20 protein-coding genes are annotated in these 25,523 nt (G+C 75.5%); 12 read left to right on the top strand and 8 right to left on the bottom strand.

Annotated elements, in window-relative coordinates; translation table 11 throughout:
• Positions 1 to 123 precede the first annotated feature (123 nt).
• The 7 genes from OIM89_RS00870 to OIM89_RS00840 all read left to right on the top strand — a co-directional run bounded on the left by OIM89_RS00870 (position 124) and on the right by OIM89_RS00840 (position 11,491).
• Positions 124 to 1,974: an HSP90 family protein gene (locus OIM89_RS00870; RefSeq protein ID WP_264490876.1), complete on the top strand. Its 1,851-nt coding sequence runs from the start codon at positions 124 to 126 to the stop codon at positions 1,972 to 1,974.
• Positions 1,975 to 4,983, top strand: coding sequence for a hypothetical protein (locus tag OIM89_RS00865; RefSeq protein WP_264490875.1), 3,009 nt, complete (start codon positions 1,975 to 1,977; stop codon positions 4,981 to 4,983). It begins immediately after the preceding gene.
• Positions 4,984 to 5,137: 154 nt separating this feature from the next.
• Positions 5,138 to 6,121: a ferric reductase-like transmembrane domain-containing protein gene (locus OIM89_RS00860; protein WP_175510499.1), complete on the top strand. Its 984-nt coding sequence runs from the start codon at positions 5,138 to 5,140 to the stop codon at positions 6,119 to 6,121.
• 103 nt (positions 6,122 to 6,224) lie between these two features.
• Positions 6,225 to 7,553 (top strand): PP2C family protein-serine/threonine phosphatase, encoded by a 1,329-nt coding sequence (locus tag OIM89_RS00855; protein WP_264490874.1) that lies wholly within the window; start codon positions 6,225 to 6,227, stop codon positions 7,551 to 7,553.
• 66 nt (positions 7,554 to 7,619) lie between these two features.
• Positions 7,620 to 8,267 carry an ABC transporter ATP-binding protein gene (locus tag OIM89_RS00850; protein WP_264490873.1) on the top strand — a complete coding sequence of 216 codons (648 nt, stop codon included), beginning with the start codon at positions 7,620 to 7,622 and terminating at the stop codon, positions 8,265 to 8,267.
• Complete coding sequence (locus OIM89_RS00845) at positions 8,264 to 10,291, top strand: phytoene/squalene synthase family protein (protein WP_264490872.1); 2,028 nt, start codon at positions 8,264 to 8,266, stop codon at positions 10,289 to 10,291. The genes OIM89_RS00850 and OIM89_RS00845 overlap by 4 nt, the downstream gene beginning before the upstream one ends.
• Before the next feature lie 3 nt (positions 10,292 to 10,294).
• Entirely contained in the window at positions 10,295 to 11,491 is a 1,197-nt protein-coding gene (locus tag OIM89_RS00840) for an RNA-guided endonuclease InsQ/TnpB family protein (protein WP_264490871.1), read from the top strand.
• A 202-nt stretch (positions 11,492 to 11,693) separates the two neighbouring features.
• Here the strand turns inward: OIM89_RS00840 and OIM89_RS00835 are convergent, their stop codons facing one another.
• From OIM89_RS00835 to OIM89_RS00825, 3 genes are read right to left on the bottom strand one after another with little or no spacing between them, the layout of a single operon-like run.
• Positions 11,694 to 12,464, bottom strand: a complete 771-nt coding sequence (locus OIM89_RS00835; RefSeq protein ID WP_264490870.1) for a polysaccharide deacetylase family protein — start codon at positions 12,462 to 12,464, stop codon at positions 11,694 to 11,696.
• Complete coding sequence (locus OIM89_RS00830) at positions 12,458 to 13,339, bottom strand: DMT family transporter (protein WP_264490869.1); 882 nt, start codon at positions 13,337 to 13,339, stop codon at positions 12,458 to 12,460. The genes OIM89_RS00835 and OIM89_RS00830 overlap by 7 nt, the downstream gene beginning before the upstream one ends.
• Positions 13,340 to 13,354: 15 nt before the next feature.
• Positions 13,355 to 14,146, bottom strand: a complete 792-nt coding sequence (locus OIM89_RS00825) for an SDR family NAD(P)-dependent oxidoreductase (RefSeq protein ID WP_030696036.1) — start codon at positions 14,144 to 14,146, stop codon at positions 13,355 to 13,357.
• 196 nt (positions 14,147 to 14,342) lie between these two features.
• On the opposite strand from OIM89_RS00825, the gene OIM89_RS00820 reads away from it, so the two are divergent.
• The 3 genes from OIM89_RS00820 (at position 14,343) to OIM89_RS00810 (ending at position 17,355) form a co-directional block, all read left to right on the top strand.
• The gene (locus tag OIM89_RS00820) at positions 14,343 to 15,413 is read left to right on the top strand and encodes an MGDG synthase family glycosyltransferase (protein WP_226964811.1); all 1,071 of its coding nucleotides are present in this window, start codon (positions 14,343 to 14,345) and stop codon (positions 15,411 to 15,413) included.
• Positions 15,414 to 15,496: 83 nt separating this feature from the next.
• The gene (locus OIM89_RS00815) at positions 15,497 to 16,429 is read left to right on the top strand and encodes an NADP-dependent oxidoreductase (protein ID WP_151170336.1); all 933 of its coding nucleotides are present in this window, start codon (positions 15,497 to 15,499) and stop codon (positions 16,427 to 16,429) included.
• A 62-nt stretch (positions 16,430 to 16,491) separates the two neighbouring features.
• A complete protein-coding gene (locus OIM89_RS00810) occupies positions 16,492 to 17,355 on the top strand; it encodes an aldo/keto reductase (RefSeq protein ID WP_195729989.1) in 864 nt (287 codons plus the stop codon).
• Here the strand turns inward: OIM89_RS00810 and OIM89_RS00805 are convergent.
• Together OIM89_RS00805 and OIM89_RS00800 are read right to left on the bottom strand one after the other, a co-directional pair.
• Positions 17,340 to 17,987: a response regulator transcription factor gene (locus OIM89_RS00805; RefSeq protein ID WP_030696032.1), complete on the bottom strand. Its 648-nt coding sequence runs from the start codon at positions 17,985 to 17,987 to the stop codon at positions 17,340 to 17,342. The two genes, OIM89_RS00810 and OIM89_RS00805, sit on opposite strands and share 16 nt — an antisense overlap.
• The gene (locus OIM89_RS00800) at positions 17,978 to 19,183 is read right to left on the bottom strand and encodes a sensor histidine kinase (protein ID WP_047466811.1); all 1,206 of its coding nucleotides are present in this window, start codon (positions 19,181 to 19,183) and stop codon (positions 17,978 to 17,980) included. The genes OIM89_RS00805 and OIM89_RS00800 overlap by 10 nt, the downstream gene beginning before the upstream one ends.
• Before the next feature lie 109 nt (positions 19,184 to 19,292).
• On the opposite strand from OIM89_RS00800, the gene OIM89_RS00795 reads away from it, so the two are divergent.
• Positions 19,293 to 20,819: a serine hydrolase domain-containing protein gene (locus OIM89_RS00795; RefSeq protein ID WP_264490868.1), complete on the top strand. Its 1,527-nt coding sequence runs from the start codon at positions 19,293 to 19,295 to the stop codon at positions 20,817 to 20,819.
• 229 nt (positions 20,820 to 21,048) lie between these two features.
• Here OIM89_RS00795 and OIM89_RS00790 read toward each other — a convergent pair whose 3' ends face one another.
• Genes OIM89_RS00790 through OIM89_RS00780 form a run of 3 tightly spaced genes read right to left on the bottom strand, consistent with a single transcriptional unit; the run spans position 21,049 to position 22,871 of the window.
• Positions 21,049 to 21,783, bottom strand: coding sequence for a hypothetical protein (locus OIM89_RS00790; RefSeq protein WP_175457701.1), 735 nt, complete (start codon positions 21,781 to 21,783; stop codon positions 21,049 to 21,051).
• A complete protein-coding gene (locus OIM89_RS00785) occupies positions 21,770 to 22,348 on the bottom strand; it encodes a SigE family RNA polymerase sigma factor (RefSeq protein ID WP_030696028.1) in 579 nt (192 codons plus the stop codon). Before OIM89_RS00785 ends, OIM89_RS00790 begins: the two co-directional genes overlap by 14 nt.
• Positions 22,349 to 22,370: 22 nt before the next feature.
• Positions 22,371 to 22,871 (bottom strand): hypothetical protein, encoded by a 501-nt coding sequence (locus OIM89_RS00780; protein ID WP_264490867.1) that lies wholly within the window; start codon positions 22,869 to 22,871, stop codon positions 22,371 to 22,373.
• A 517-nt stretch (positions 22,872 to 23,388) separates the two neighbouring features.
• On the opposite strand from OIM89_RS00780, the gene OIM89_RS00775 reads away from it, so the two are divergent.
• Complete coding sequence (locus tag OIM89_RS00775; protein WP_175457700.1) at positions 23,389 to 25,407, top strand: M4 family metallopeptidase; 2,019 nt, start codon at positions 23,389 to 23,391, stop codon at positions 25,405 to 25,407.
• Positions 25,408 to 25,523 lie beyond the last annotated feature (116 nt).

Below are 25,523 nucleotides of genomic sequence, written 5' to 3'. Positions count from 1 at the left end.
CGCGCGCCCGCTGCCGAACCACCCGCCCGTGCCGCGCGGCCCCCGACACCGGGGGCCCGCCGGGCGCTCACCCCACCCGCGCGACGCCGCACACCGGCACGCGCCCGACGAGGGAACCCACAGGTGCTCCACTCCGAGTCCTCCCACAGCTTCCAGGTCGACCTGCGTGGTCTGGTGGACCTGCTCTCCCACCACCTCTACTCCAGCCCCCGCGTCTACCTGCGCGAACTCCTCCAGAACGCGGTCGACGCCCTCACCGCCCGGCAGGCCGCCGACCCCGGCGCCCCCGCCGCCATCACCGTGCGCACCGGCGAGACGCTCACCGTCACCGACACCGGCATCGGCCTCACCGAGGCCGACGTGCACCGCTTCCTCGCCACCATCGGCCGCAGCTCCAAGCGGAACGCCGACGGCGTCCTGGACGGCGCCGGACTGGAGTCCGCCCGCGGGGAGTTCATCGGCCAGTTCGGCATCGGCCTGCTCGCCTGCTTCGTCGTCGCCGACGAGATCACCGTGGTCAGCCGCCACGCCACCGACCCCGGCGCGCCCACCGTCGAATGGCGCGGCCACTCCGACGGCCGCTACACCATCCGCACCCTCCCGGCCTCCGCGATGCCCGAGCCGGGCACCACCGTCCGCCTCACGCCGCGCGCCGACAACGCCGAGTGGACCGCCCCCGAGCGGGTCACCGAACTCGCCCGGCACTACGGCGGTCTGCTGAAGTACGAGGTCACCGTCGTCGACCCGCGCGGGACGGCGACCCGGGTCAACGACACCCCGCCGTGGGAGCGCCCGCACGGCTCGCCGCTGGCCCGCCGGGAAGCGCTCACCACGTACTGCCGCACCACCTTCGACTTCACCCCGCTCGACACCATCGAGCTGGACCTGCCCGCCGCCGGGCTGCGCGGTGTCGCCTACGTCCTGCCCACCGCGGTCAGCCCCGCCCAGCGCGCCGGCCACCGGGTCCACCTCAAGGGGATGCTCCTCACCGACAAGGCGCCCGAACTCCTCCCCGACTGGGCTTTCTTCGTCCGCTGCGTGGTCGACACCACCAGCCTGCGCCCCACCGCCTCCCGCGAGGCGCTGTACGAGGACGGCACCCTGGCCGCCGTCCGCGACGCCCTGGGACAGCGCATCCGCGACTGGCTCACCGGCCTCGCCGCCAGCGACCCCGCCCTCCTCCACCGCTTCATCGACACCCACCACCTCGCCGTCAAGGCGCTCGCCCGCTACGACGACGAACTCCTGCGCACCGTCCTGCCCTGGCTGCCCTTCGAGACCACCGACGGCAACGTCACCCTGGAGGAGTTCGCCCGCAACCACCCGACCGTCCTGGTCACCCGCAGCGTCGAGGAGTTCCGCCAGGTCGCGCCCATCGCCTCGGCCGCCGGACTCGGCGTCGTCAACGGCGGCTACACCTACGACCGCGACCTCGTCCACCGCCTCCCCGAGATCCGCCCCGGCAGCAGCGTCACCGACCTCGACCCGGCCACCGTCACCGCCCACCTCGACGCCGTCGACCCCACGGCGGAACTGCGCGCCGCCGCCTTCCTCGCCCTGGCCCGCGAGACGGTCGGCGCCCACGACTGCGACGTGGTCCTCCGCGACTTCCAGCCGGTCACCGCGCCCGCCCTGCTCCTCGACAACCGCGAGGCCCGCCACGAGCGGACCCGCTCCTCGCTCGCCTCGGAGAGCGACGGCCTGTGGGCCGACATCCTCGGCTCGCTGCGCGACGAGACACCCCGCGCCCAGCTGGTCCTCAACCACCTCAACCCGCTGGTGCGCCAGGCCCTCACCATCACCGAGCGCGGCCTCGCCACCACCGCCGCCGAAGCCCTCTACGGCCAGGCCCTGCTGCTCAGCCGCCGCCCGCTCCGGGCGAGCGAGGGCGCCCTGCTCAACCGGGCCTTCATCGGCCTGCTCACCCACGCCATGCACCCGGCCGGCCCGGCCGAGCCCCGGAAGGACGCGTAAATGCTGGACACCCCTCAGGCGGTGCTCGACGCGCTGCGCGAGAACGACGGCCGCCCGCACGGCCTGCACCGCACCGTGACCGCCGAGGAACTGGCCGAGGCCGCCGAGGCGTTCGACGACCCCGCCCTGCTGGTCACGGCGCTCCTGGAGCTGATGGCCGCCTACGAGTTCACCGGTGAGCACCGCAAGTCGCCGGTGGTCTTCGCCCGGCTGCTGAAGCTGCACGAGACCACCCCCGACGCCTTCAGCGAGTGGGAGGCCCACCAGGTCGACTGGCGGTTCAAGTGGGTGACGACCTCGCTGCTCCAGGTCCCCGACATGCCGCTGGCCACCGTCCACGGCTGGGTCGACCGGATGCGCGAGCGGTACGAGGACGCCGGGCACGGCCTCCAGCCCGTGGCCGCCATGCGCTACCACCTCGCCCGGCACACCGGCACCGGCATCCCGGACGCCTACGACCTCTGGGCCACCAGGACCCGCACCCGCCTCAGCGACTGCGAGGCGTGCGAGACCCGCCACCACGCCCTCCACCAGGTCTTCGCCGGGGACGACGCGGGCGCCCTCGACACCTGGCGCCCCGTCCTGGACGGCGCCGTCAGCTGCTCCGACGAACCGCAGATGAGCCAGGCACACGCCCTGCTCCCGCTGCTGCGCCTCGGCCGGGCGGACGAGGCCCGCTCGCACCACCTCACCGGCTACCGGCAGGTCCGCGGCCGCACCGGCATGCAGGAGGAGGTCGGCCTCCACCTGGAGTTCTGCGCGCTCTCCCGCAACGCGGCGCGCGGTGTGGAGATCCTCGCCGAGAACCGTCCCCTCTTTCAGGCCACCGGCGCCCCGCTGGCCCGCCTCGGCTTCCTCACCGGCACCGAGGTGCTGCTCGCCCTGCTCGCCGAGGAGGGCCACACGGAGACGCCCGTGGGCGGCCCGCCCGGCCGCAACTGGACGGCCTGCGAGCTGCTGGCCGAGGTCCGTGAGGAGGCGGACCGCCTGGCGGCCGCCTTCGACACCCGCAACGGCACCCCCGCCGTCGGCGAGGCGCGCGGCCTGCGGCTGGACCGGCGTCCGCTCCTCGACGAGCCGCTGCCGCTCGGCCTGCGCACCGCGCTCACCGGCCCCGCCGCCGTCCCGGCCCCCGCCCCGGCACCCGCGCCTGCCCGCGAGATCCCGCAGGAGCTCACCGAACTGGTCCGCGAGGCACGCCGGATGGCCGCCCTCGGCCACCCCGGCGACACCCCGCTGTGGGACAGGGTGGCGGAGCTGGCGGAGGCCGACGGGTACGCCCACGACACCAGCCTCGGCACCGAGGCCAGGCTCCGCGCCGAACTCGCCGAACAGCGCGCCCACGCCCTCTACGCCGAGGACCGCGACCGGGCCGCGCGGACCGCGATGGAGGAGACCGCCGAGCTGTACGAGGCGGCGGGCATGGCCTGGCACGCCCTGGTCGCCCGGACCCGCGCCCTCTCCTGGGACGTCGTGATCACCGACGGCGACCAGGCCGGGGAGGACTCCGGCGACGCCCGGTCCGCAGGACCGGAACTCTGGGATGCCCTCGACGCCCTTCAGCGGGAGGCGGACCAGCTCCTGGAGAAGCGGATCGCCGCCCACGACGAGACCGGCGCCGACCCCGGTCCGCTCCCGGCCGCCGGCCCCGCCGAAGGCTCGGCCACCGCCGAGAAGTACCTCACCGTGCTGCACTGCCGGGTCTTCGCCGCCTACCACGTGGCGCTCGCCGGGACCCCGGAGATCCCCGCGCCCGACCGCGAGCGGTTCGACGCGCTCCGCGCCACCCTGGAGAGCGAGGCAGGCCGGCTCGGCGTGCCCCACCAGCGCGGCGCCGCCCGCATGTTCGCCGGTGACGTCGCCGCCCGGCTCGGCGACCACGCCCTGGCCGAGAGGGAACTGCGCGCCGCCCTGAAGGAGATCGAGGCCTCCGGCCGCCCCTGGCGCGGGACCCGCGTCCGCGCCCTGCTCGCCCAGGTCCTGCTCTGCCTCGACAGGCCCGAGGAGGCCGCCGAGCTCCTCCACCAGGCGCTCGCCGAGGCGGTCCGGTACGAGGACACGCTCTTCCCGATGGCCCCCACGTACCTGCTGCTCGGCCACGCCGGGACGCACACCGGCGACGTCACCGGAGCCGTACGCCATTTCTCCGAGGCGGCCACCCGCTTCGACCGCGAGGGCGAGCCCAACGACGCCGCCGACGCCCGGCTCCAGCTCGCCGACCTCCTCGCCCGCACCGGCCGCCAGGCCGACGCGGTCGCCGTCCTGGAGTCCGTCGTGGGCGACGAGTCGGCGGCGACGCTCGACGAGCGGCTGCTCGCCCAGACCCGCCTGACCCTCGCCCGGGGCCTGCGCGCGCTGGACGAACACCTGCCCGCCGCCGAGGAGTTCCTGCGGCTGGCCGACACCGTCGCCGGCTGGGAGGACGGCGCGCAGACCCTCACCCTGGTCGCCGCCGAGGCCGCCACCTCGCTGGCCCTGGCCGGCCGCTGGGAGGCGGCGCGCACCGCCTACGACCGGGCCTTCGCCGCGCACGCCGAGGCGCCGAACCCGCCGATGCTGCTGGAGACGGCGTGCGAGTTCGCGCGCCTGACCATGGACGCGCACGGCGCCGAGGCGGCCGAGGAGGCGCTGCGCCGGCTCGCCGACGCCGACGCGCTGTACACGGCCGTACCCGAGGACGACGAGGACTTCGTCCACTGGTTCGCCCGGGGCAGCATCCACTACCGGCGGGCCCGCGTCCTGGCCCAGGCCGACCGCTTCGCCGAGGCCCTTCCCGAGGCCGAGGCGGCCGTCGCCGCCTTCGCCGACGGAGGCCCCGACGGCGAGGAGCGGCGCGCCGAGGCCGTCCGCATCGCCGCCCTGGTCGAGAGCCACGGCCTCGGCCGCACCCAGGCGGCGGTGGCCCGGCTCGACGAGGCGGCCGCCCGCTGCGAGCGCGCCGGCCTGTCCGAGGCGGCCCAGATCCTCACCTCCGTCCGCGACGACCTCGCGGCGGGCGCCACCGACTGAGCCCCGCTCTCCGGGCCGGGCGTCGCGCACCCCGCGCCGCCCGGCCCGGCGGCCTGATCATGTCGGCCGGTTCCGCTCTCGGCAGCCGGCGCGCGGCGCGCCACACTGTGCACGCGAGTCACGCCGGTTGCCCGCCGCGAGGAAAGGCCGACGCATGCAGCGCCCCGCCACACCCGTACCGCAGGAGCCGGACCGGGCCCCCGAGGCGGCCGGCCGGCGCGAGAGCACGCCTCGCCTCCGGGGCGATCTGCGGGCCGCCGTCCCCGACGCCTCCGCCGCGGTCGGCGTCACCGTCGCCGTCTTCGCCTTCCTCTGGTTCCGCATGGAGGCGGGCACCTCCTCGACGGTCGCCGTGATGCCGTTCATGGACGATCCGCGCGCCTACTGGATGTACCTGCTCAGCCAGGCGTTCGGCTGGTCCGCCCTGCTCTGGGCGTGGGGCACCGTCATGCTCGGCCTGGTGCTCTCCGGCCCCCGGACCGCCCGGCAGCCGCCCCGCCGCACCCTGGAGCGCTGGCACCGCACCACCAGCCTCACCACCACCGCGCTGATGTTCGCGCACGCCCTGATGTTCGCGGCGGAACTGGTCCGCCACGACACCCGCCCCGCCTGGCTCACCCGGCTCTGGTCCGCCTTCGCCGACTCCTTCGTGCCCGGCTGGTACGACTCCGGCACCGGCCAGATCGCCATCCCCGTCGGCCAGGCCGCCCTCTACCTCGCCGTCCCGCTCGGCCTGCTCTTCTACGTACGCCACCGCATCGGCCCCCGCACCTGGCGCCGCCTGCACCGCTTCGTCCTCGTCGTCTACGTGCTCAGCGTCTGGCACACCCTGCTGTACGGCACCAACGTCTGGTACGGCGAATGGCCGCGCACCGTGCTCTGGCTCCTCCAGATCCCGGTCGCCCTCCTCCTCGTGGTCCGCCTCGCCCGCCCGGCCCGCCGTGCCGAACGGCTCGGCGCCCCCCGCCGGCCCGGCGGACCCGGACTGCCGGAGTGGACCGCCCGCGCGCTGGGGCGGCTCGCGGCCGCCGCGGTCGTCGCCGGCATCCTCGCCGTCGTGATCAGCGGACACGACGGCGGCCGCACCCGCCCCGCCGACCCGCCGGCGAGCACCCCGCACGACCACGGGTCCGGATGAGGGACGCCGGGGGAGCGGGCCCGGCGCCGCTCGCGGTGGTGGCCCCGGCCCGGGCGGCCTAGCCTTCTCGTAGAGGCGCAGCGGTGTGGAAGGCAGGGGTCGGGTGGCCGGTGAGACCGAGTTTCCCGAGGGTGCGCGGGCTGACGGGCTGCCCGCCGCGCTCTCCGACCCCGTACGCCTGGCGGCGGTGCGCGGCACCGGCCTGCTGGACACCGGTCCCGAGCCGGTCTTCGAGGACCTGGCCACCCTCGCCGCCCGGATCACCGGCGCCGGACGCGCCTTCGTCACCCTGGTCGACGAGGAACGCTCGTACTGGAAGTCCTGCGTCGGCGTCGACGTCACCGGCGGCCGGGAGAACCCGGTGCGGGAGAGCTTCTGCTACTTCCTCGTCGGCTTCGGCGGGGACCCGTTCATGGTCGAGGACGCCGCGCACGACCCGCGCACCCGCGACCACCCCGGCGTCGGGCCGATGAAGATCGGCGCCTGGGCCGGCTACCCGCTGCTCGGCCCGGACGGCGAGGTGCTCGGCAGTTTCTGCGTCGTCGACGAGTCGCCCCGCGCCTGGACCGAGGCGGACCGCGCGACCCTCGCCACCCTCTCCCGCTCCGCCTCCGCCGAGATCCACCTGCGGCAGAGCCTCGCCGCCTCCCAGCACGCCCACCGCCTCTCCGCCGACCTCGCCCACACCCTCCAGCGGGGGCTGCTGCCGCCCGCCCTGCGGCCCGTCCCCGGACTCGACGCGGCCGCCGCCTACGTTCCGGCCTCCGCCGGCGCCCACCACGACGTCACCGTCGGCGGCGACTTCTACGACCTCTTCCACGCCGCCGGCCCCTACTACGGCGCCTTCCTCGGCGACGTCTGCGGCAAGGGCGTCGAGGCGGCCCAGGTCACCTCCATGGCCCGCTACACGCTGCGCGCCGACGCCGGCGAGGTCCTCTCCCCGGCGCGGCTGCTGACCCGCCTCAACACCGCCATGCTCACCCAGGAGGCCCCGCTCTTCCTGACCGCCGTCCACGCCACCTTCCGCCGCACCCGCACCGGGGCCGCCGGACGCGTCTGCCTCGCCGGCCACCCGCGGCCCCTGGTCCGCCGCGCCGACGGCCGGGTCCGCGAGGTGGGCCGCCCCGGCACCCTGCTGGGCGTCGTGGAGGACGTGGAGCTCGCCGACACCCGCTTCCGCCTGGCCCCGGGCGACCTGCTGCTCCTCTACTCCGACGGCGCCTACGAGGCCCGCCCCGCCCCCGGCGCACCCCCCGAGGCCGCCCGCGAGCCCTTCGGCGAGGCCGACCTGCACGCCACCCTCGCCGCCACCCACGGCCTGGACGCCGCCGCCACCGTCGACCGGATCACCGGCGCCCTCGCCGGCCACCACGGCGGCTGGGCCAGTGACGACACCGCCCTGCTCGCGCTGCGCGTACCCGAGCGCGACTGACGGCCCGCGCCCCCACGGCCTTCCGCACCACCCGTACGGGAGCCCGCCCCGCCTCGTTCACCGGCCATGACGACCACACCCGCGCCGCCGGCCGCCCAGCCCGTGCTGCGCCTCCGCGACGTCCACAAACGCTACGGCCCGCGCACCGTGCTGAACGGGGCCGACCTGGACGCCGCGCCCGGCCGGCTGATCGGCGTGGTCGGGGAGAACGGCGCGGGCAAGAGCACCCTGCTCCGCATCCTCGCCGGCGAACTGCGCGCCGACCGGGGGACGGTGCGCCTCCCCGCCACCGTCGGACACTGCCCGCAGACGGTGGTCCTGCACCACGCCCTGACCGTCGCCCAGCACGTGCGGTACTTCCAGGTCGCCTACGGCCTGCCGGAGCCCACCCGCGCCTGGGAACTCCTGGAGGAACTGCGGTTCGCCGCCGGGCCCCGGGACCGGACCGGCACCCTCAGCGGCGGCACCCGGCAGAAACTCAACCTCGCCGTCGCCCTCATGCACGACCCCGAACTCCTCCTCCTCGACGAGCCCTACCAGGGCTTCGACTGGGAGACCTACCTGCGGTTCTGGGAGATCGCCCGCTCCCTCCGCGAGCGGGGCCGCACCGTCCTGGTCGTCTCCCACATGGCGCACGACGCCGACCGCCTCGACGCCCTGCACCGGCTGGCCGGCGGCCGCCTCACACCCGTCCTCGACGGGGGCCGCGCATGACGCGCCTTCGGCTCTGCCTCGCCACGGCCCTGCGGTACGCCGTCCTCGAACAGGTACGCAACCGGCTCGCCCTCGCGCTCGCCGTCTTCTTCGTCCCCGTCTGGGTCGGCCTCGCGTACACCGCCATGCCCACCGCGCCGGTCCGGTTCTTCCTGCGCGCCGCCGACCAGGACGTCACCGTCGCCGGGAACGTCCTCACCCAGCTCTCCGGCGCCGTCCACGCGCTGGCCCTGATCGTCGGCTTCATGATGTTCCTGGCCGCCCGCCGCTCCGCCGCCTTCGACCACCGCCTGGTCACCGCCGGCTACCCGCGCGCCTGCCTGGTCCTCGCCAAGTACCTGGCCCTGCTGCTCGCCTGCCTCCTCGTCGCCGGCTACGCCACCGCCTGGATCTGCGTCTTCTGGCGCCCCGAGCAGCCGGCCCTGCTGGCCGCAGCGCTCGGCGCGGGCGCGCTCACCTACGGCGGCGCCGGCATCATGCTCGCCGCGCTGCTCCGCAGCGAACTGGCCGGGATGTTCCTGGTCATCATGGCCAGCTTCGTCGACGTCAGTCTCCAGAACCCGATCGCCAACGCCGGCGCCGACAGCCCCGTCCTGCGCTGGCTGCCCACCTACGGCGCCATGCAGTCCGCCGTGGTCGCCGCCGACACCCGCCACCTGCCCTGGGCCCACCTCGGCCTCGCCCTCCTGTGGGCCCTGACCACCGCCGCCGTCGGCACGGCCGCCTTCACCCTGCACACCCGCAGCCGCCTCGGCGCCCTGCACCGCACCTGGCGCCTGCCCCCGCTGCGCCACCGCGTCTACCGGCGGGCGGGCGTGAACGACCCGGAGCTGCGCGCCGGTTACGAGACCTGCCGCCGCCTGGTGCGCCGCTCCGGCCAGACCGACTACGCCGTCACCCAGCTCGTCCCCGCCCCCCTGCGCCCACTGCTGTGGGCGATGTACGGGCACGGCCGGGTCCTGGACGACCTCTCCGACAGCGGCCGCACCGACGCCGCCGAACGCATCGACGCCTGGGTGCGGGCGATGGAGGAGGACCTCGCCCGGGGCACCAGCACCGACCCGGTGCGGCGGGCACTGACCCACGCCGTCACCACCTGGGACCTGCCCACCGGACAACTCCCGGCCTCCTTCGCCACCTACCGCCGGGACGCCGCCGAACGCCCCGACTTCACCTCCTGGGAGCAGTGGCACGCCTACTGGCACGCCCTCAGCTTCCCCGTCGGCGTCACCCGCCTCGCGACCCTGCTGGGCGAGGCCACCGGGACCCGCCTCGGCCCGCGCGACGCCGAGGCGCTGCGGAGATGGACCGACGCGTTCAACCTCGTCGACGCCCTGCGCGACCTGCGCCAGGACGCCCACCTGGGCCGCGTCGCCCTCCCCCTCCCGGTCTTCGCCGCCCACGGCGTGACCCTCGCCGACCTGCGCACAGGCCGTCGGACGCTACAACTCCACGCCCTGGTAAGGGAGCTGGCCGTCACCGCGCACGGCTGGCTGGACGAAGCCGACGGCCTCGCCGACCGCCACCCCGCCCTCGCCGCCTCCTGGCGCACCCTCATCCGGCTCCAGCGCCTCCAGCTGCGGGCCCTGGAACGCGGCCGCCCGCTCTCCGGAGGCCGCCGGGGCACCGGCCGCCTCCGCCGCGCCCTGGTCCTGCACACCGGCCGGCTGCACGCCGCGCTGAACTGGCGGCGCCTCGGTCCGGTCCTCACACCGCCGCAGGGCGCACCCGCCCCCGCGCCCCCGCCGCCCCTCACCCCGGTCGTGCCGCGCCCGCGCCCGGCCGAACCGCCGCTGCCGCCACGCCCGCACGCCGGCGGGGCGAGGCCGCCGGCCGGACTGGGCGACCGGGTGCCCCGGCACGTGGCGATCATCGAGGTTTCCCTTCGTGGATACCCCTGGCTTCAGCAGAGGGAAGAAACGAAGTTCCTCAGGAACAGGGCAGGTAGAGCCGATGCGCCGCCGGGGCGGACCGGCGTATACGCCCAACCCCTACGTGTCACAAACTGTAGTGCTAGTATGTGAACTGTGAAGGCCATCCCTGTGAAGCGGGCTTTCAAGTACCGCTTCTACCCGACCGATGCGCAGGCGGCTGAGCTGTCGCGCACGTTCGGCTGTGTGCGGAAGGTCTACAACCTGGCTCTCGCCGCGCGCACGGAAGCGTGGACGCGCCAGGAGCGGGTGAACTACATCCAGACGTCGGCGATGCTGACCGCCTGGAAGAAGACCGAGGAACTGGCGTACCTCAACGAGGTCTCCTCCGTCCCGCTGCAACAGGCTCTGCGGCACCTCCAGACGGCGTTCACGAACTTCTTCGGCAAGCGGGCGAGGTACCCGCGGTTCAAGTCGCGGAAGAAGTCGCGGAAGTCGGCGGAGTACACCACCAGCGCGTTCCGTTTCCGGGACGGAAAGCTGACCCTGGCGAAGATGGCGGAGCCACTGGACATCGTGTGGTCCCGCCCGCTCCCCGAGGGCGCGCAGCCGTCCACGGTGACCGTGTCGCAGGACGCGGCCGGACGCTGGTACGTGTCCCTCCTCGTCGAGGACCCGACGGTCCAGCCGCTCCCCGCCGCCGGAACGGCCGTCGGCGTGGATGTCGGACTCGACCACCTCCTGACCCTGTCGACCGGCGAGAAGGTCGCCAACCCCCGGCACGAGCGGCGCGACCGGACCCGTCTCGCCAAGGCCCAGCGGCAGCTCGCCCGCACGGCCAAGGGTGACGGCGCCAACCGCCGTAAGGCACGCGAGAAAGTCGCGAAGGTCTACGCCCGGATCGCCGACCGGCGCCGCGACCACCTGCACAAGCTGACCACTCGGCTCGTTCGTGAGAACCAAACGATCGTGATCGAGGACCTCACCGTCCGCAACATGGTGAAGAACAGCAGACTGGCCCGCGCCATCTCCGACGCGGCGTGGGCCGACTTCCGGAGCATGCTGGAGTACAAGGCCCACTGGTACGGACGCGAAGTGATCGCGGTCGACCGGTGGTTCCCCTCCTCCAAACTGTGCTCCGCCTGCGGCACCTTGCGGGACAAGCTGCCGCTGAACGTCCGCACCTGGACGTGCGACTGCGGGACGACCCACGACCGGGACGTGAACGCAGCGAAGAACCTCAAGGCCGCCGGGCTGGCGGTGTCTGTCTGGGGAGCTGGTGTAAGACCTCAACTGAGTTCTCCGGGCGGGCAGTCGGCGATGAAGCAGAAAAGCCCACGGCGCGAGCCGTAGGAACCCCCTCCCGCCAGGGAGGGGAGGATGTCAAGCTCGGCAGGTAGGCGCCCCCCAGAGCAGAGGATCGGATCACCCGGCGGCCGACGCCGCCGCGGGCAACGCGGTACGCCGCATCGCCCGCCCATGATGGCCACCCCTGATACGCACTGTCCTGCGGGACGGCGCAACGGGAGACCGGCTCCAGGTCGCTCGGGCGCCCTCACCCCGCCCGGCCCGGAAAGCCGTACGGCACCCCGCTCCCCGGATGCCCGTGGTCCCCGAGCCGCCCCACCTCCAGCCCGAGCCCCCGGCAGTACGCGACCAGGTGCGGCAGGGCCGCCAGGGTCACCCGCCAGGAGTCCGGAGCCGCGTAGGCGTCCGAGTCGTGGAGCAGCAGCGTGCCGCCGGGCCCCAGCCGGGCAGCGGCCTCGGCGACGACGCCGTCCGGGGTCGCGGAGGCGGTCCAGTCGCGGCCCCACGCCGACCAGAGCACCGGGCGCAGCCCGGTCCGACGCGCGGCGGCCCAGCGGCCGCCGGTGAGGATGCCGTACGGCGGCCGGTACCAGAGCGGCCGCCGCCCCGTGATCCGCCGCACCGCGGCCGCGGCCCGGGCCAGTTCCGCCGCGTCCCGGCCCGGCCGGGGCAGCCACGGGCGGTCGTGCTCCCAGCCGTGCACCGCCACCTCGTGCCCGGCCGCCGCCATCCGCCGGCCCAGCTCCGGGGCGCGCTCCAGCCTGCTGCCGAGGACGAAGAAGGTGGCCCGCACCGACAACGCCTCCAACGCCCGCAGGAAGTGCGGGGTGCTCAGCGGGTCCGGCCCGTCGTCGAAGGTGAGCGCCACCCGGCCGGGCGACCCCCGTCCGTCGAGCCCGGGGAAGTACGCCGTACGGAGACCGGGCAGCCAGGTCGCCGCCGGACCGATGTGCCACGCGGCGACCGCCAGCGCACCCCCGGCCAGCGCCCCGGCCGCCGTAGCCGGTGCGCTCACCACGGCCGTTCCTTTCCGTCGGTCGAGGTCAGCAGAGGGGAGCGGGCCAGCTGCACGGTGCCCGCGATCAGCAGCGCCAGGGCCAGCAGTTCCGGCACCAGCCGCACCCCGAAAGTCAGCTCCTCGCCGAAGAGGACCCGGCCCAGCAGCATGCTGAGGAAGGCGTCGCCCAGCGTCATCGCCGGCTGCGAGGCCACCAGCGGCCCCGCCCGCAGCGTGAGTTGCAGCAGCAGGAAACTCCCCAGCCCCACGACGACCGCCGCGTACGCCTGCCAGGTGGTGGCCAGCGCCCCGAGGCCACCGTCCGGCAGCCGCCCCAAGGCGTCCTTGACCAGGGCCGCGGTACCGGCGAAGCCGATCGCGGTGGCGGTGCCGAGAACCGCGGCGGCCGGCGCGGGCGGCAGCCGCCAGGCCGCCACCGTCAGCACCACCGTCAGCACCGCCAGCAGCACCCCCGACCACAGCCACCGCGACCCCGGCACCGTCGAGCCGCCGCCGGCGGGGGAGAGCAGCGCCATGAAGGCGCCGAGTCCGGCGGCCATCGCGACAAAGGCCCACCAGGTCCTGACGTCCGGCCGGCGGCGGAAGACGGCACTGCCGATGACCATGGTGAAGAGGAGTTCGGTGGTCATCACCGGCTGCACCACGGCGAGCGGACCGGCCGCCAGCGCCGCCGCCTGGCAGAGCCCGGAGACCGCCAGCAGCGCCGCGCCCCACAGCCACACCCGGCGGCGGAGCAGCCGCGTGGCCCACGACCACCACCGGGTGACGGCCGCCCCGCCGCCGTCCACCTGCGTGGTGCCACGCCGCTGGAGCACCGAGGCGGCCGCGTTGCCGAGCGCCGCGAGGAGCGCCAGCACCACCGTCAGCACGGTCACCGGCGCGCCTCCGCCTCAGCCACCGTGGTGCGGGTCGGCACGGTCGGCCACGGCCCCGAACAGCCCCGGCGCCGCCCCGTGCAGCCGCGCCGGAAGCGCCAGCCACCCCGGCACCAGGACGTTCTCCCGGCCCCGTACGAGCGCCTCCCGCACCCCGCGCGCCACCCGTTCGGCGGTGACCGGGCGGGGCCGGCGCCGGTGGTAGGGAGCGCCGCGCCGGGCGAAGAACGGCGTGTCCACCGCGCCCGGCGACACCACCGAGACCCGCACCCGGGTCCCGGCCAGCTCCCGGCGCAGGCTGTCCGCGAAGGTCAGCAGGGCGCCCTTGGACGCCGAGTAGACCGCCTCGTCACCCACCCCGACCCAGCCGGCCATCGACCCGATCAGCACCAGTCGTCCCGTGCCGCGCGCCACCATCGGGGGCAGCAGCAGCCGGACCAGCCGCAGCGTGGAGGTGAGGTTGACGGTCAGGACCCGGTCGATCTCCTCCGGCGGCATCGTCACGAACGGACCGGCCCAGCCGATCCCCGCCCCGGCCACCAGCGCGTCGACGCGTCCGGCGCGGGCCACGGCCTCGCCGGCCAGGTGCTCGCAGCCGCCCTCGGCCGCCAGGTCGGCGCGGATCGCCTCGCCGCCCGTCCGCTCCGCGACGGCCGCCAGCCGCGCCCCGTCGCGGCCGCTGAGCAGCAGCCGCCACCGGCCGTCGGCGTGCAGGGACTCCGCCACCGCCGTGCCGATGCCCGAGGAGGCACCCGTGACGAGCACGGTCCGCCGGGGCACCGCCCCGGGTCCGGGACGCCGCGTCATGCCGCCCACTCCTCGCCCATGCCAGTCCCCTTCCTCGCGGCACGCCTGGCCCTCAGCTTCCGTGCTCGGCGGGCGGACCGCTCGTCCAACGCCGGGGCACGCCGCCACCGGGTCACCCGAACGGGCCGATTGCGCCCCCGCCCGGACGCGGCATGCAAGCGAGGGACGAGTCCACCGGCCGGGCGAGGGGAGGAGCATGGGAAGGCTGCGGGTCCTGCTGCTCGGCGCGAGCATGGGCGCCGGGCACGACGCGGTCAGCGGCGAACTGGCCCGCAGACTCCGGGCCCGGGGCGCCACCACCGAGCTCTGCGACGTCCTCACCCTCCTCCCGCCCGGCACGGGTCCGGCCCTGCGCGCCTTCTACCGGGGGACGGTGCGGCACGCCCCCGCGCTGTACGCCGCGATCTACGCCCTCTTCCTCTCCCCGGGCGAGGGGCACCGGCCCGGCAGCGCGCCCCTGGCCGCGACGGCCCGCGCCCGGCTGCTGGACCGGGTCGACGCCTTCCGCCCGGACCTGCTCGTCCCCACCTTCCACCTCGCCGCGCAGATCACCGGCAGGCTCCGCGCCGCAGGCGTCCTGCCGGTCCCCGCCTCGGTCTTCGTCACCGACTTCGCCGTCCACCGCGGCTGGCTGCACCCCGGCAACGACCTCTACGTCTGCCTCACCGCCCAGGGCGCGGCGGCGGCCCGTGCCGCCACCGGCCGCCCGGCCGCCGTCTCCGGACCGGTCGTCGCCCGGGAGTTCCACCGGGTGGCCGGCCCGCACCCGCACGATCCCGAGGCGGGGCCGCCGCCCGTCCTGCTCTCCACCGGCGCGTGGGGCGTCGGCACCCGGACCGTGCGCACCGCCCGGCTCCTCGCCGCCCACGGCTGCCGGCCCGTCCTGCTCTGCGGCCGCGACGAGCGGCTGCGCCGCCGGGCCGCCCGCGTCCCCGGCGCCGTCGCCCTCGGCTGGACGGACGACATGCCGGGGCTGATGGGTGCCGCCCGCCTCCTGGTCGACAACGCCGCCGGGCAGACGGCGGCCCAGGCCCTCGCCGCCGGCGTACCCGTGCTCGCCTGGCGGCCGCTGCCCGGCCACGGCCGCGACGGGGCGCGGAGCATGGCCGCCGCCGGACTCAGCACGTACGCCCACGACCCGGACGAACTGCTGGCAGCCGCCCGGCGTCTGCTCCGCCCCGGACCGGAGCGCACCGGCCAGGTGGAGCGGGGCCGGGCCGTCTTCGTGGCGGACGCCGCCGAGCTGCTGAGCCGGGCCGCCGGCTGACCGGTTCACCCGCGCACCGGCCCGGCGTGGTGCGGAGGGCGGCCGTCCGCGAGGCTGGAGCCATGACGCAGGAGGCAGGCACGATGCGCGCCATCATCCAGGAGAGCTACGGAGGCCCCGAGGTCCTCCACGAGACCCGGGTGCCGAGGCCCGAGCCGGGACCGGGGGAGATCCTGGTCGCCGTCCGAGCCGCCGGGGTCAATCCGACCGATTGGAAGCACCGCGCGCAGGCGGGCTTCGTCGACCGGCTCCCCCTCGTCCTCGGCTGGGACGTCTCCGGCGTGGTGGAGGCCGTCGGCTACGGGGTGACCCTCTTCGCGCCCGGCGAGGAGGTCTTCGGCATGCTGCCCTACCCGCACGGCTCCGGCTCGCACGCCGAGTACGTCGTCGGGCCCGCCCGCGCCTTCACCCGTAAGCCCACGGTGATCGACCACCTCCAGGCGGGCGCGCTCCCGCTCGTCTCCCTCACCGCCTACCAGGCACTGATCGACACCGCCGGGATCGGCCCGGGACAGCGCGTCCTGATCCACGCGGCGGCGGGCGGCGTGGGCCATGTGGCCGTACAGATCGCCAAGGCGCACGGCGCGTACGTCATCGGCACGGCCAGCGCCCCCAAACACGACCTGCTGCGCGAACTCGGCGCCGACGAGGTGGTGGACTACCGCACCACCGACGTCGCCGAGGCGGTCGACGGCGTCGACATGGTGCTCGACCCGCTCGGCGGCGAGACCCGCGCCCGCTCGGTCGGCCTGCTGCGCCCCGGCGGCACCCTGGTCTCCCTGCTCTCCGGCGGTACGGCCGAGGAGGCGGCACGCGCCGCCGAGCGGGGCGTGCGCACCGCGACGATGCTGGTCGAGGCCGACCACGCCGGCATGAACGCCGTCGCCGACCTGGTCGCCGCCGGAGCCCTCCGCCCGCGCGTCGAGGCGACCTTCCCGCTGGCCGAGGCGGCCGCCGCCCACCGGCTCGGCGAGACCGGCCGGACCACCGGGAAGATCGTCCTGGAGGTGGACTGAGGAACGGCTCGTTTCTCAACTGCGCTGCTAGCGTGGCCACTTCACCGACGGGGGAGTGGCGTATGACGACGGACGTGTGGCGGGTCGGCGGGGAGTTGGAGGTCGGCAGGCTCGGCTTCGGGGCGATGCACCTGCCGACGGAACCCGGCCCTGAGCGGAAGAACGCGCTGGCCGTCGCCCGGCGCGCCGTCGAACTCGGTGTCACCCTCATCGACACCGCCCACATGTACGGCGGCGGCGCCAACGAGGAGCTGCTCGCCGAGGCCCTGCACCCCTACCCCGACGACCTGCTGATCGCCACCAAGGTGGGCATGGCCCGGTCGGCGGCGGGGGAGTGGGACCACGACGCCCGGCCCGAGGCCCTGCGCGACCAGGTCGAGCAGGCGCTCCGGCGGCTGCGCCGCGAGCACATCGGCTTCCTGCAACTGCACCGCATCGACCCCTCGGTCCCCCTCGCCGACCAGCTCGGCGCCCTGCGGGAGCTGCGCGAGGAGGGCAAGATCGGCCACATCGGGCTCTCCGAGGTCACCGTCGCCGAACTCGACGAGGCGCGGCGGATCACCGAGATCGCGGGCGTGCAGAACCGGTACAACGTGCTCGACCGCGAGCACGAACCCGTCCTCGCCGCCTGCGCGTCGGCGGGCATCGCCTTCCTCCCGTGGCGTCCGGCCGCCTGGGGCGACTGTGGTGCCCACGCGGAGGTGGCCTCGGTCGCGGCCGAACTCGGTGCCACCGCCACCCAGGTCTCCCTCGCCTGGCTCCTCGGCCACTCCCCGGTGATCCTGCCGATCCCGGGCACCGCCGACCTGGCGCACCTGGAGGAGAACACCGCCGCTGCACGCCTCCAGTTGCCGGCCGGGCACCGCGCCCGCCTCGACCGGCTGGCGGCGCCGCCTGACCTGGCGGGAGATCAGTTCCGCAGATAGGCCAGGACCGCCAGGACCCGCCGGTGGGCGTCACCGTCCACCGGCAGGCCGAGGCGTTGCAGGATGCTGCCGATGTGCTTGTTGACGGCGGCCACCGAGACGTGCAGGGCCCGGGCGATGGCCGCGTTGGACCGGCCCTCGGCCATCAGCGCCAGCACCTCCCGCTCCCGGGGCGTGAGCCGGCTCAGCGGGTCCTGCCGGCGCCGCAGCAACTGCCCCACCACCTCCGGGTCCAGCACCGTGCCGCCGCCCGCCACCCGGACCACGGTGTCCGCGAACTCGGTGACCGCCGCCACCCGGTCCTTCAGCAGGTAGCCGATGCCGCGCTGGTCGCCGAGGTCGAGCAGATGGGCGGCGTAGGACTGCTCCAGGTACTGGCTGAGGACGAGGACCGGCAGGTCCGGGCGGTCGCGGCGGAGGGCGACGGCGGCGCGCAGCCCGTCGTCGCCCTGGCCCGGCGGCATGCGGATGTCGGTGAGGACGAGGTCGGGACGGTGCTCGCCGGCCGCAGTGAGGAGCGCGTCCGCGTCCCCCACCGCCGCGCACACCTGGTGGCCGAAGCGGGTCAGCACGCCCACCAGGCCCTCCCGCATCAGCGCCGAGTCCTCGGCGACCACGACCTTCAGTGACACGGCATCTCCACGTGGAGCAGGGTGGGCCCGCCGGACGGGCTGGACAGCCGCAGTATGCCGTCCGCCGCCGCCACCCGGTCCGCCAGCCCCGTCAGCCCCCGCCCGGCGGGGTCCGCTCCCCCGCTCCCGTCGTCCCGGACGGTCAGCACCAGCGTGTCGGTCCGCAGCCGGGCCTGGACCTCGGCACGGCCGGCGCCGCTGTGCTTGGTCGCGTTGGCCAGCGCCTCGGCGACCACGAAGTACGCGGTACTCGCGACCGGCGCGGGCAGCGGCCCCGGAAGAGCCACGTCGACGGTGACCGGGAGCGGCGAGCGCGCCGTGAGGTTGGCGAGGGCCGCCGCGAGACCCTGGTCGGTCAGGGCACGAGGGTGGACGCCCCGGCTCAGCTCGCGCAGCTCGCCGACGGCCGTCGTCAACTCGCCCTGTAGGAGATCCAGCCGGCGGCCGAGGGGCGAGTCGGGCCCGGCGTCGAGACGTGCCAGCCCCAGCATCACGTTGACCGACACCAGCCGCTGCTGCGCCCCGTCGTGCAGATCCCGCTCGATCCGGCGCCGCTCGGCGTCGAAGGCCCCGACCAGCCGGGCCCGCGAGGCACGGACCTCGGTCAGCTCGGCGTCCCTCGGCGCCAGCACCAGCCGGGTCAGCGCCGCCCGCGCCCCGGCCCAGCCGGTGACGGTGTACGGCGCGGCCGGCAGCAGCGCCAGGCCGATCACCACCCAGGGCCAGGCGCCCGGGTCGTCCAGCGGCGCCGTCACACAGAGCACCGGCAGCGCCAGGGCGAAGGCGAGGACGAGCAGGTCCATCCACCACAGCGCCGTCATGGAGACCGCCGTGAACCCCAGTTCCCGCCAGGTGAGCCGGTCCCGCAACCGGGTCCGCAGCCACGCCCGCACACCGGGCGCGTCCGGCGCCCGGCGGTCCGTGACGGCCGGGTCGAGGTCGACCAGCCGCAGCCGGCACCGCTCGACCCGCGCGACCACACCGCCACCGAGGACCACGGCGAGCAGGACGGCGGCCCCCGCCCCGACCGGCAGCAGTACCAGCCCCGTCAGCAGCCCGCCCACCAGCACCACCAGGGTGAGCGCCCCGACTCCCACACCGGAGAGCAGATAGGCCAGCGCGCGCCACGGCCAGCGAGTGGCGAGGAAGGCGAGAGGATGATGGGCCAGGGCCTGCCAGGCCGTTCGCGCGTGCATGGACCGACAGTACGGAGCCCGCGCCGCCGGGTCGGTAGTGCCCGCACCACCTTTTCCGTCCCAGTGCCACCACTGCGCCCGGCCCCCTGCGGCCGGTTGGCTCTCGGGCATGACCACGCCCCCACTCCGGCTCCGGGGAAGACGTTCGCCTCTCCGGGTCGCCGCAGCCGTCCTGCTGTCCGCCGCGCCGCTCCTCGTCCCGGTCCCGGCCCAGGCCGCACCGCGTGTGGCGCCGCTCCTCGACCGGGCCACCGCGGACCGCTTCGTCCGCGACCACCTGGCCCGCACGGGAGTCCCCGGCGCGACGGTCACCGTGACCCGCGGCGACCGCGTCGTCCTCGCCGCCGGGTACGGGCACACCGCCTCGGGGACGCCGATGACCGCCCGGACCCCGGTTCCGGTCGCCTCCCTGTCCAAGGCGATGACGGCGCTGGCGGTGACCACCCTCGCCGAGGAGGGCCGCGTCGACCTCGACCGGCCGGTCCACGACCAGCTCCCCGAGTTCGCCCCCGACGACGCCCGCGCCGCCCGGATCACCCCGCGTCAACTCCTCGACCAGACCTCGGGGATGGCCGACTCGGCCCACCCCGATCTCGCCCTCCCGCAGCCCCGCACCCTGAAAGCCGCCGTCGCGGCCCTGCACGGCACGCGGCTCGCCGCCGACCCCGGCACGGCCTGGCACTACCACAACACCAACTACGCCGTCGCCGCGCGGCTCGTCGAGGCCGCCACCGGCACCCCGTACGCCGAACACCTGCGCCGGAGCCTCTTCGCGCCGCTCGGCATGACCGGTACCGAGACCGTCGACTCCACCGCCGACATGCCCGACGGGGCCCGGGGGCACGTCCGCGCCTACGGGCAGACGATCGAGCGCGCTCACCCCCGCCTCTTCACCGCCGGTGGCTTCGGCGTCGTCAGTACCGCCGACGACCTGGGGAAATGGCTCGTCGCCCAGCACACCGAGGGGATCTCCGCCACCGGCCGCCGCGCCGCCTCGGCCGAAGCGGTCCGGCTCACCCGTACCCCGCCGCCCGGCCGGACGTACGCGATGGGCTGGAACCGGCGGGAGGAGAAGGGGGAGCCGCTGCGGATCGAGCACACCGGCAGCCTCTTCACCCACAACTCCATGGCCACCCTGCTGCCCGCCTCCGGCGTGGGGATCGCGGTGGTCACCAACACCGGCATGGTCTCCGGGGACGACGCCCCGCTCCTCGTCGACGGCCTGGTCGACCTCGCCGAAGGCAGGACCCCCGCGGACCGCGCCCCCTTCACCGACACCGCCGACCCGGTCCTCGGCGTCCTCTCCCTGCTCGCCCTGGTGCTGGCCGTACGCGGCGTCCTGCGCGCGGGACGGTGGGCGCGGCGCCCCTGGCGCGGCCCCCTGCGCCCGGCCGCGCGCCTCGCCCCGTACCTCCTCCCCGGCCTGCTCCTCCTCGGACTCGCGGACCTCTTCGGCCTGCTGATGGGCCGGGCCGGAACCCTGGCGCAGATCACCTACGTCTGGCCCGCGCTCTTCCTCTGGTCCGCGACGACCGCGCTGGCGGCGACGGCGGTACTGGCGGCCCGCAGCCTCGCTCTCCTCCGGGTGCGGCGGGGCCGGGCGGCAGGGGCCGGGGCGGCGGCGGACGGCACGTGAAAGTGAAGACCGACCACCGTGAACCGGAGTGCCCGTGCCCTGCACGGCTCGCCCGCGACGGCCGCCTTCGACATGCTCTTCCTCAGCTGCGACCGCAAGGTCACCAAGCCCGACCGCGCCGCCTACGAGGCCGTCCTGCGGGTCACCGGCGCCCGGCCAGAGAAGGGCGGGCTCCGGAGCAGCCCCCCGCGCCGCTCCGGAGCCCGCCGGTACAGGGGGCCCAGTCCCGTCAGGGGAACTCCGCCAGCAGCTCGCCCTCCGCGTCGCTGACCCGGATCTTGGGCGTCGGCCCGTCGAACGAGACACCGGCTCCCCAGGCGTAGCCCACCGCGTACCCGGGGTCCCCCTCCAGGGTCAGCACCTGGGCGCGGAGCACCTCGCCGTCCACCTCCACCGTCATCCGGGCCGCGCGGCCCGGACCGATGTACAGCGGCCGGAGCAGCGTGCCGGAACTCTGGATGCTCACCGAACCGGACGCCTGGTTGCCGTCGCTGACGCTCTTGCAGGTGTCCTCCACGCCGCCGCCGGGCTCGGTCGTGTCGCGGTGGCAGACCTGGTCCGTGCTGAGCGTCAGCACCTGCCCGCGTCCGATCTCCACCGGCTCGCCCGCCCGGACCGTCCGTACGGCCGGCCAGGGCCGGGCGGAGGGCGCGGGCGGCTGGGCGGGGGCGAGGGAGGGCGTCGCACGGGGCCCGAGCGCCTTGCCCCCGGCGGAGTCCGCCGCCGGAAGCCCCTCCCCGCCGGACCACTGCGGCAGCGCCACCGCCACCGCCGTCAGCACGGCCGCCACCGCCGCCGGGACCGCGACCAGGGCACGCCGGGTGCGCACCCGGCGGCGGCCCAGCCGGCGGACGCGCTCCGCCGGATAGGGCGGCGGCGCCAGCTCCCCGGCGGTCGCGTGCAGGGCACGCCGCAGCGAGGCGGCGGCGCCGTCCTCGGGCCGGCCCGGGTCAGGGGCGTTCATCGGCGGGCTCCTCCCGGCCGGGGCGCGGCTGGAACTCCGCCAGCGCCGGATGGTCGCGGAGTTTGCGCAGGCCCCGGCTGGCCTGGCTCTTCACATTGCCCGGGGAGCAGCCCAGCACGTCGGCGGCCTGCTGCTCGCTCAGGTCCTCCCAGTACCGCAGGACGACCACCGCGCGCTGCCGGGGCGGCAGGGTGCCCAGCGCCTCCAGGAGCAGCGAGCGCTGCTCGGTGCGGGCCGCGCCGCCCTCCTGCGCCCGCTCGGGCAGCCGGGGCGTGAGCAGCTGCACCACCCGCCGCTTGCGGAACCGGCTGAGGTTGTTGTTGACCAGGGCCCGGCGCACGTACGCGTCGGGCTCGTCCAGGTCCCGCACCCGGGGCCACGCCGGGTACAGCTTGGCCAGCGTCACCTGCACCAGGTCCTCCGCCTCGTGGTGATCCCCGGTCAGCAGGTACGCGGTCCTCAGCAGCCGGGGCCAGCGGGCGGCGGCGAAGGTCTCGAAGTCGGGCGAGGCGCACTCCGTGCGGGCAGGCCGGAGCCCCGGTGCGGCCCGTTCGGGGAGCCGCACCGGGTGCCCCGGTGAGGAGAGGTCAGTACCGGGCGAGGACACGGCCGGCGGCGTCGTAGACGGTCACGGTCCGCTCGTCCATGTCCCCGGCGGCGCCCCAGACGTACCCGGTGGCGTAGCCGGGACGCCCGGCCAGGGTGACGACCCGGGCCTCCAGGGTCTCGGTGCCGGCGGTGACGGTCATGCGGGCGGCGCGGCCGGGCCCGATGTAGAGCGGCGAGTACAGCGTGCCGTGCTCCTCGCCGAAGCTCTGGAGGCTGACCGTGCCGGGGGGCTGGTTGCCGTCGGCGACGCTCTTGCAGATGTGCCCGTCCGCCGAACCGACGCACCGCTCCTCGCGGGTGAGCGTCATGGCGTAGCCGCGGCCCAGCCTCAGCTTCTCGCCGGGGGCGACCACGACGGCGGACCGGCTCTCGGCCGTGACCGCCGGGCGGGCGTCGGCGGCGTGGGCCGCCCCGGGGACCAGCAGGCCGGTGACGGCCAGCAACAGGGCGGCGGCGGGGACGAGGGTTCTCTTCGACATGGTCTTCCCGGATCTGCTCGGTGGATCGCCGTCCCGGGGCATCGGCGCTCCCCGGCACGGTGAGGTGAGTACCTCGCCCTACTCACCCCGGCGGCGGCCGGGAGGTTGCACGGCCCCGGGACTTTTTCCGGCGGGCGGGGCCCGTACGGGCCGCGAGGGACGGTTTTCGGCCGACCCGGATCTGGACGGAACTATTCCGGCACCCGCCCCGGACGGCGGGGCGGCGGGGCGGTGTTCCGGCGCGTGACTCTGCCGGGCGCCCTGCCGCAGGAGTCCGCCGTCCGTCCGGGGGCTCACCCGCGCGGACCCGATCCGGCCATTCCTTTGACGCGCACCTGACAGGAGCGGCGAGCTCTGCGAATCTTCCCCTCGGTCACCGCGCGGCACCCCACGGCACCTCCGCCCCGCGGCCCTCCCCCCACGGTGTTCCTCCGCTTTCCGTTCTGCCCGGGACGGCCACCCGCCGCCCCGTCACCCCCGGACCGCGTACCCCGCGGTCACGCAGAAGGAGTCCGTGTTGAGACCCACCTCCCACCGGCGTGCCGTCGCCGGCGGCGCCCTCGCCGCCGTCACCGCGTTGCTCGCCGTCACCGCCACCACGGCCCCGGCGACCGCGGCCGACCCCGCACCGGCCGCCAAGCCCACCGCGGCGCGCACCGGCGCCCTCCCGGCCGACCTCAGCCCCGCCCAGCGGGCCGCCCTGATCCGCGCCGCCGAGACGAAGACCGGTGCCGTCGCCGCCGAACTCGGCCTCGGCGCACAGGAGAAGCTGCTCGTCCGCGACGTGGTCAAGGACCGCGACGGCACCCTGCACACCCGCTACGAGCGCACCTGGGCCGGACTCCCCGTGCTCGGCGGTGACCTGGTCGTCGCCGCCGCCCCCGACGGCACCCCCGCCACCGTGACCAAGGCCTCCCGCAACGCCCTCAAGGGCATCGCCACCAAGGCGGAGATCGCCCCGTCGGCCGCGAAGAAGCAGGCGCTGAACGCCGCCGAGGCCCACGACGCGGAGAAGCCCGCCACCGACGGCGCCCCCCGTCAGGTGGTCTGGAACGCCGACGGCAAGCCGGTCCTCGCCTTCGAGACGGTGGTCGGCGGGCTCCAGCACGACGGCACCCCCAACGAACTGCACGTCGTCACCGACGCCGCCACCGGCGAGAAGCTCCACGAGTGGCAGGCCGTCGAGAACGGCACCGGCAACACCCAGTACAGCGGCACCGTCACCCTCGGCAGCACCCGGTCCGGTTCCACCTGGAACCTGACCGACGCCGGGCGCGGCAACCACCGCACCAACAACCTCAACCGCTCCACCTCGGGCACCGGCACCCTCTTCTCCGGCCCCGACGACGTCTGGGGCAACGGCCAGGCGAGCAACACCGAGACCGCCGCCGCCGACGCCGCCTACGGCGCGCAGGCCACCTGGGACTACTACAAGGACGTCCACGGCCGCTCCGGCATCCGGGGCGACGGCGTCGGCGCGTACTCCCGCGTCCACTACGGCAACAACTACGTCAACGCCTTCTGGCAGGACAGCTGCTTCTGCATGACCTACGGCGACGGCGCCGGCAACGCCAAGCCGCTCACCTCGCTCGACGTCGCCGCCCACGAGATGACCCACGGCCTGACCTCCGTCACCGCCAGGCTCGTCTACTCCGGGGAGTCCGGCGGCCTCAACGAGGCGACCAGCGACATCCTCGCCGCCGCCGTCGAGTTCCACGAGAACAACGCCGCCGACAAGGGCGACTACCTCATCGGCGAGAAGATCGACATCAACGGCAACGGCACCCCGCTGCGGTACATGGACAAGCCCTCCCGCGACGGCAAGTCCAAGGACTCCTGGTACTCCGGCATCGGCTCCGTCGACGTCCACTACTCCTCGGGCCCGGCCAACCACTTCTTCTACCTGCTCTCCGAGGGCAGCGGGGCCAAGACGGTCAACGGCGTCAGCTACGACTCGCCGACCGCCGACGGCCTGCCCGTCACCGGCATCGGCCGCGACAAGGCAGCGCTGATCTGGTTCAAGGCCCTCACCACCAAGTTCACCTCCACCACCAACTACGCCGGGGCCCGCACCGGCACCCTGGCCGTCGCCGGCGAGCTGTACGGCACCAGCAGCGCCGAGTACAAGGCCGTCCAGGACGCGTGGGCCGGCGTGGCGGTCGGAGCCCGCTCCGGCGGCGGCAGCGGTACCACCTTCGAGAACACCACGCCCGTCGCCATCCCCGACGCCGGCGCCGCGGTCACCTCGGACATCACCGTCGCGGGCCGCACCGGCAACGCCCCCGCCGCCCTCCAGGTCACCGTCGACATCAGCCACACCTGGCGCGGCGACCTCGTCATCGACCTGGTCGGCCCCAACGGCACCGCCTACCGGCTGAAGAACGCCAGCTCCTCGGACTCGGCCGACAACGTCCAGGAGACCTACACCGTCAACGCCTCCGCGCAGACCGCCAACGGCACCTGGAAGCTCCGTGTCCAGGACACCGCCCGCTCGGACACCGGCCGCATCAACAGCTGGAAGATCGTCCTGCCGTAGCGGTACCGCACCCCTCGCTCGCATCACCGCCGCCCCGGAGCCCACGCTCCGGGGCGGCGCCCGTACGACCCGCGGTCCCTCCCGCGCCCGCTCCGAGCTGCCCGGCCACCCCGGCC

Origin of the sequence: Streptomyces sp. BI87, assembly GCF_025957665.1 — a bacterium.
Classification (GTDB): Bacteria; Actinomycetota; Actinomycetes; order Streptomycetales; family Streptomycetaceae; genus Streptomyces; species Streptomyces albidoflavus.
The sequence above is the reverse complement of the archived record's forward strand: the minus strand, read 5'-3'. Positions and strand labels throughout refer to the sequence as shown.

What these genes read in the sequence shown, in the direction of transcription:
- OIM89_RS00865 (WP_264490875.1), top strand. Translation starts at nt 1,975, where the DNA reads ATGCTGGACACCCCTCAGGCGGTGCTCGACGCGCTGCGCGAGAACGAC.
- OIM89_RS00860 (WP_175510499.1), top strand. Translation starts at nt 5,138, where the DNA reads ATGCAGCGCCCCGCCACACCCGTACCGCAGGAGCCGGACCGGGCCCCC.
- OIM89_RS00850 (WP_264490873.1), top strand. Translation starts at nt 7,620, where the DNA reads ATGACGACCACACCCGCGCCGCCGGCCGCCCAGCCCGTGCTGCGCCTC.
- OIM89_RS00845 (WP_264490872.1), top strand. Translation starts at nt 8,264, where the DNA reads ATGACGCGCCTTCGGCTCTGCCTCGCCACGGCCCTGCGGTACGCCGTC.
- OIM89_RS00825 (WP_030696036.1), bottom strand. Translation starts at nt 14,146, where the DNA reads ATGACGCGGCGTCCCGGACCCGGGGCGGTGCCCCGGCGGACCGTGCTC.
- OIM89_RS00820 (WP_226964811.1), top strand. Translation starts at nt 14,343, where the DNA reads ATGGGAAGGCTGCGGGTCCTGCTGCTCGGCGCGAGCATGGGCGCCGGG.
- OIM89_RS00815 (WP_151170336.1), top strand. Translation starts at nt 15,497, where the DNA reads ATGCGCGCCATCATCCAGGAGAGCTACGGAGGCCCCGAGGTCCTCCAC.
- OIM89_RS00810 (WP_195729989.1), top strand. Translation starts at nt 16,492, where the DNA reads ATGACGACGGACGTGTGGCGGGTCGGCGGGGAGTTGGAGGTCGGCAGG.
- OIM89_RS00800 (WP_047466811.1), bottom strand. Translation starts at nt 19,183, where the DNA reads ATGCACGCGCGAACGGCCTGGCAGGCCCTGGCCCATCATCCTCTCGCC.
- OIM89_RS00795 (WP_264490868.1), top strand. Translation starts at nt 19,293, where the DNA reads ATGACCACGCCCCCACTCCGGCTCCGGGGAAGACGTTCGCCTCTCCGG.
- OIM89_RS00790 (WP_175457701.1), bottom strand. Translation starts at nt 21,783, where the DNA reads ATGAACGCCCCTGACCCGGGCCGGCCCGAGGACGGCGCCGCCGCCTCG.
- OIM89_RS00780 (WP_264490867.1), bottom strand. Translation starts at nt 22,871, where the DNA reads ATGTCGAAGAGAACCCTCGTCCCCGCCGCCGCCCTGTTGCTGGCCGTC.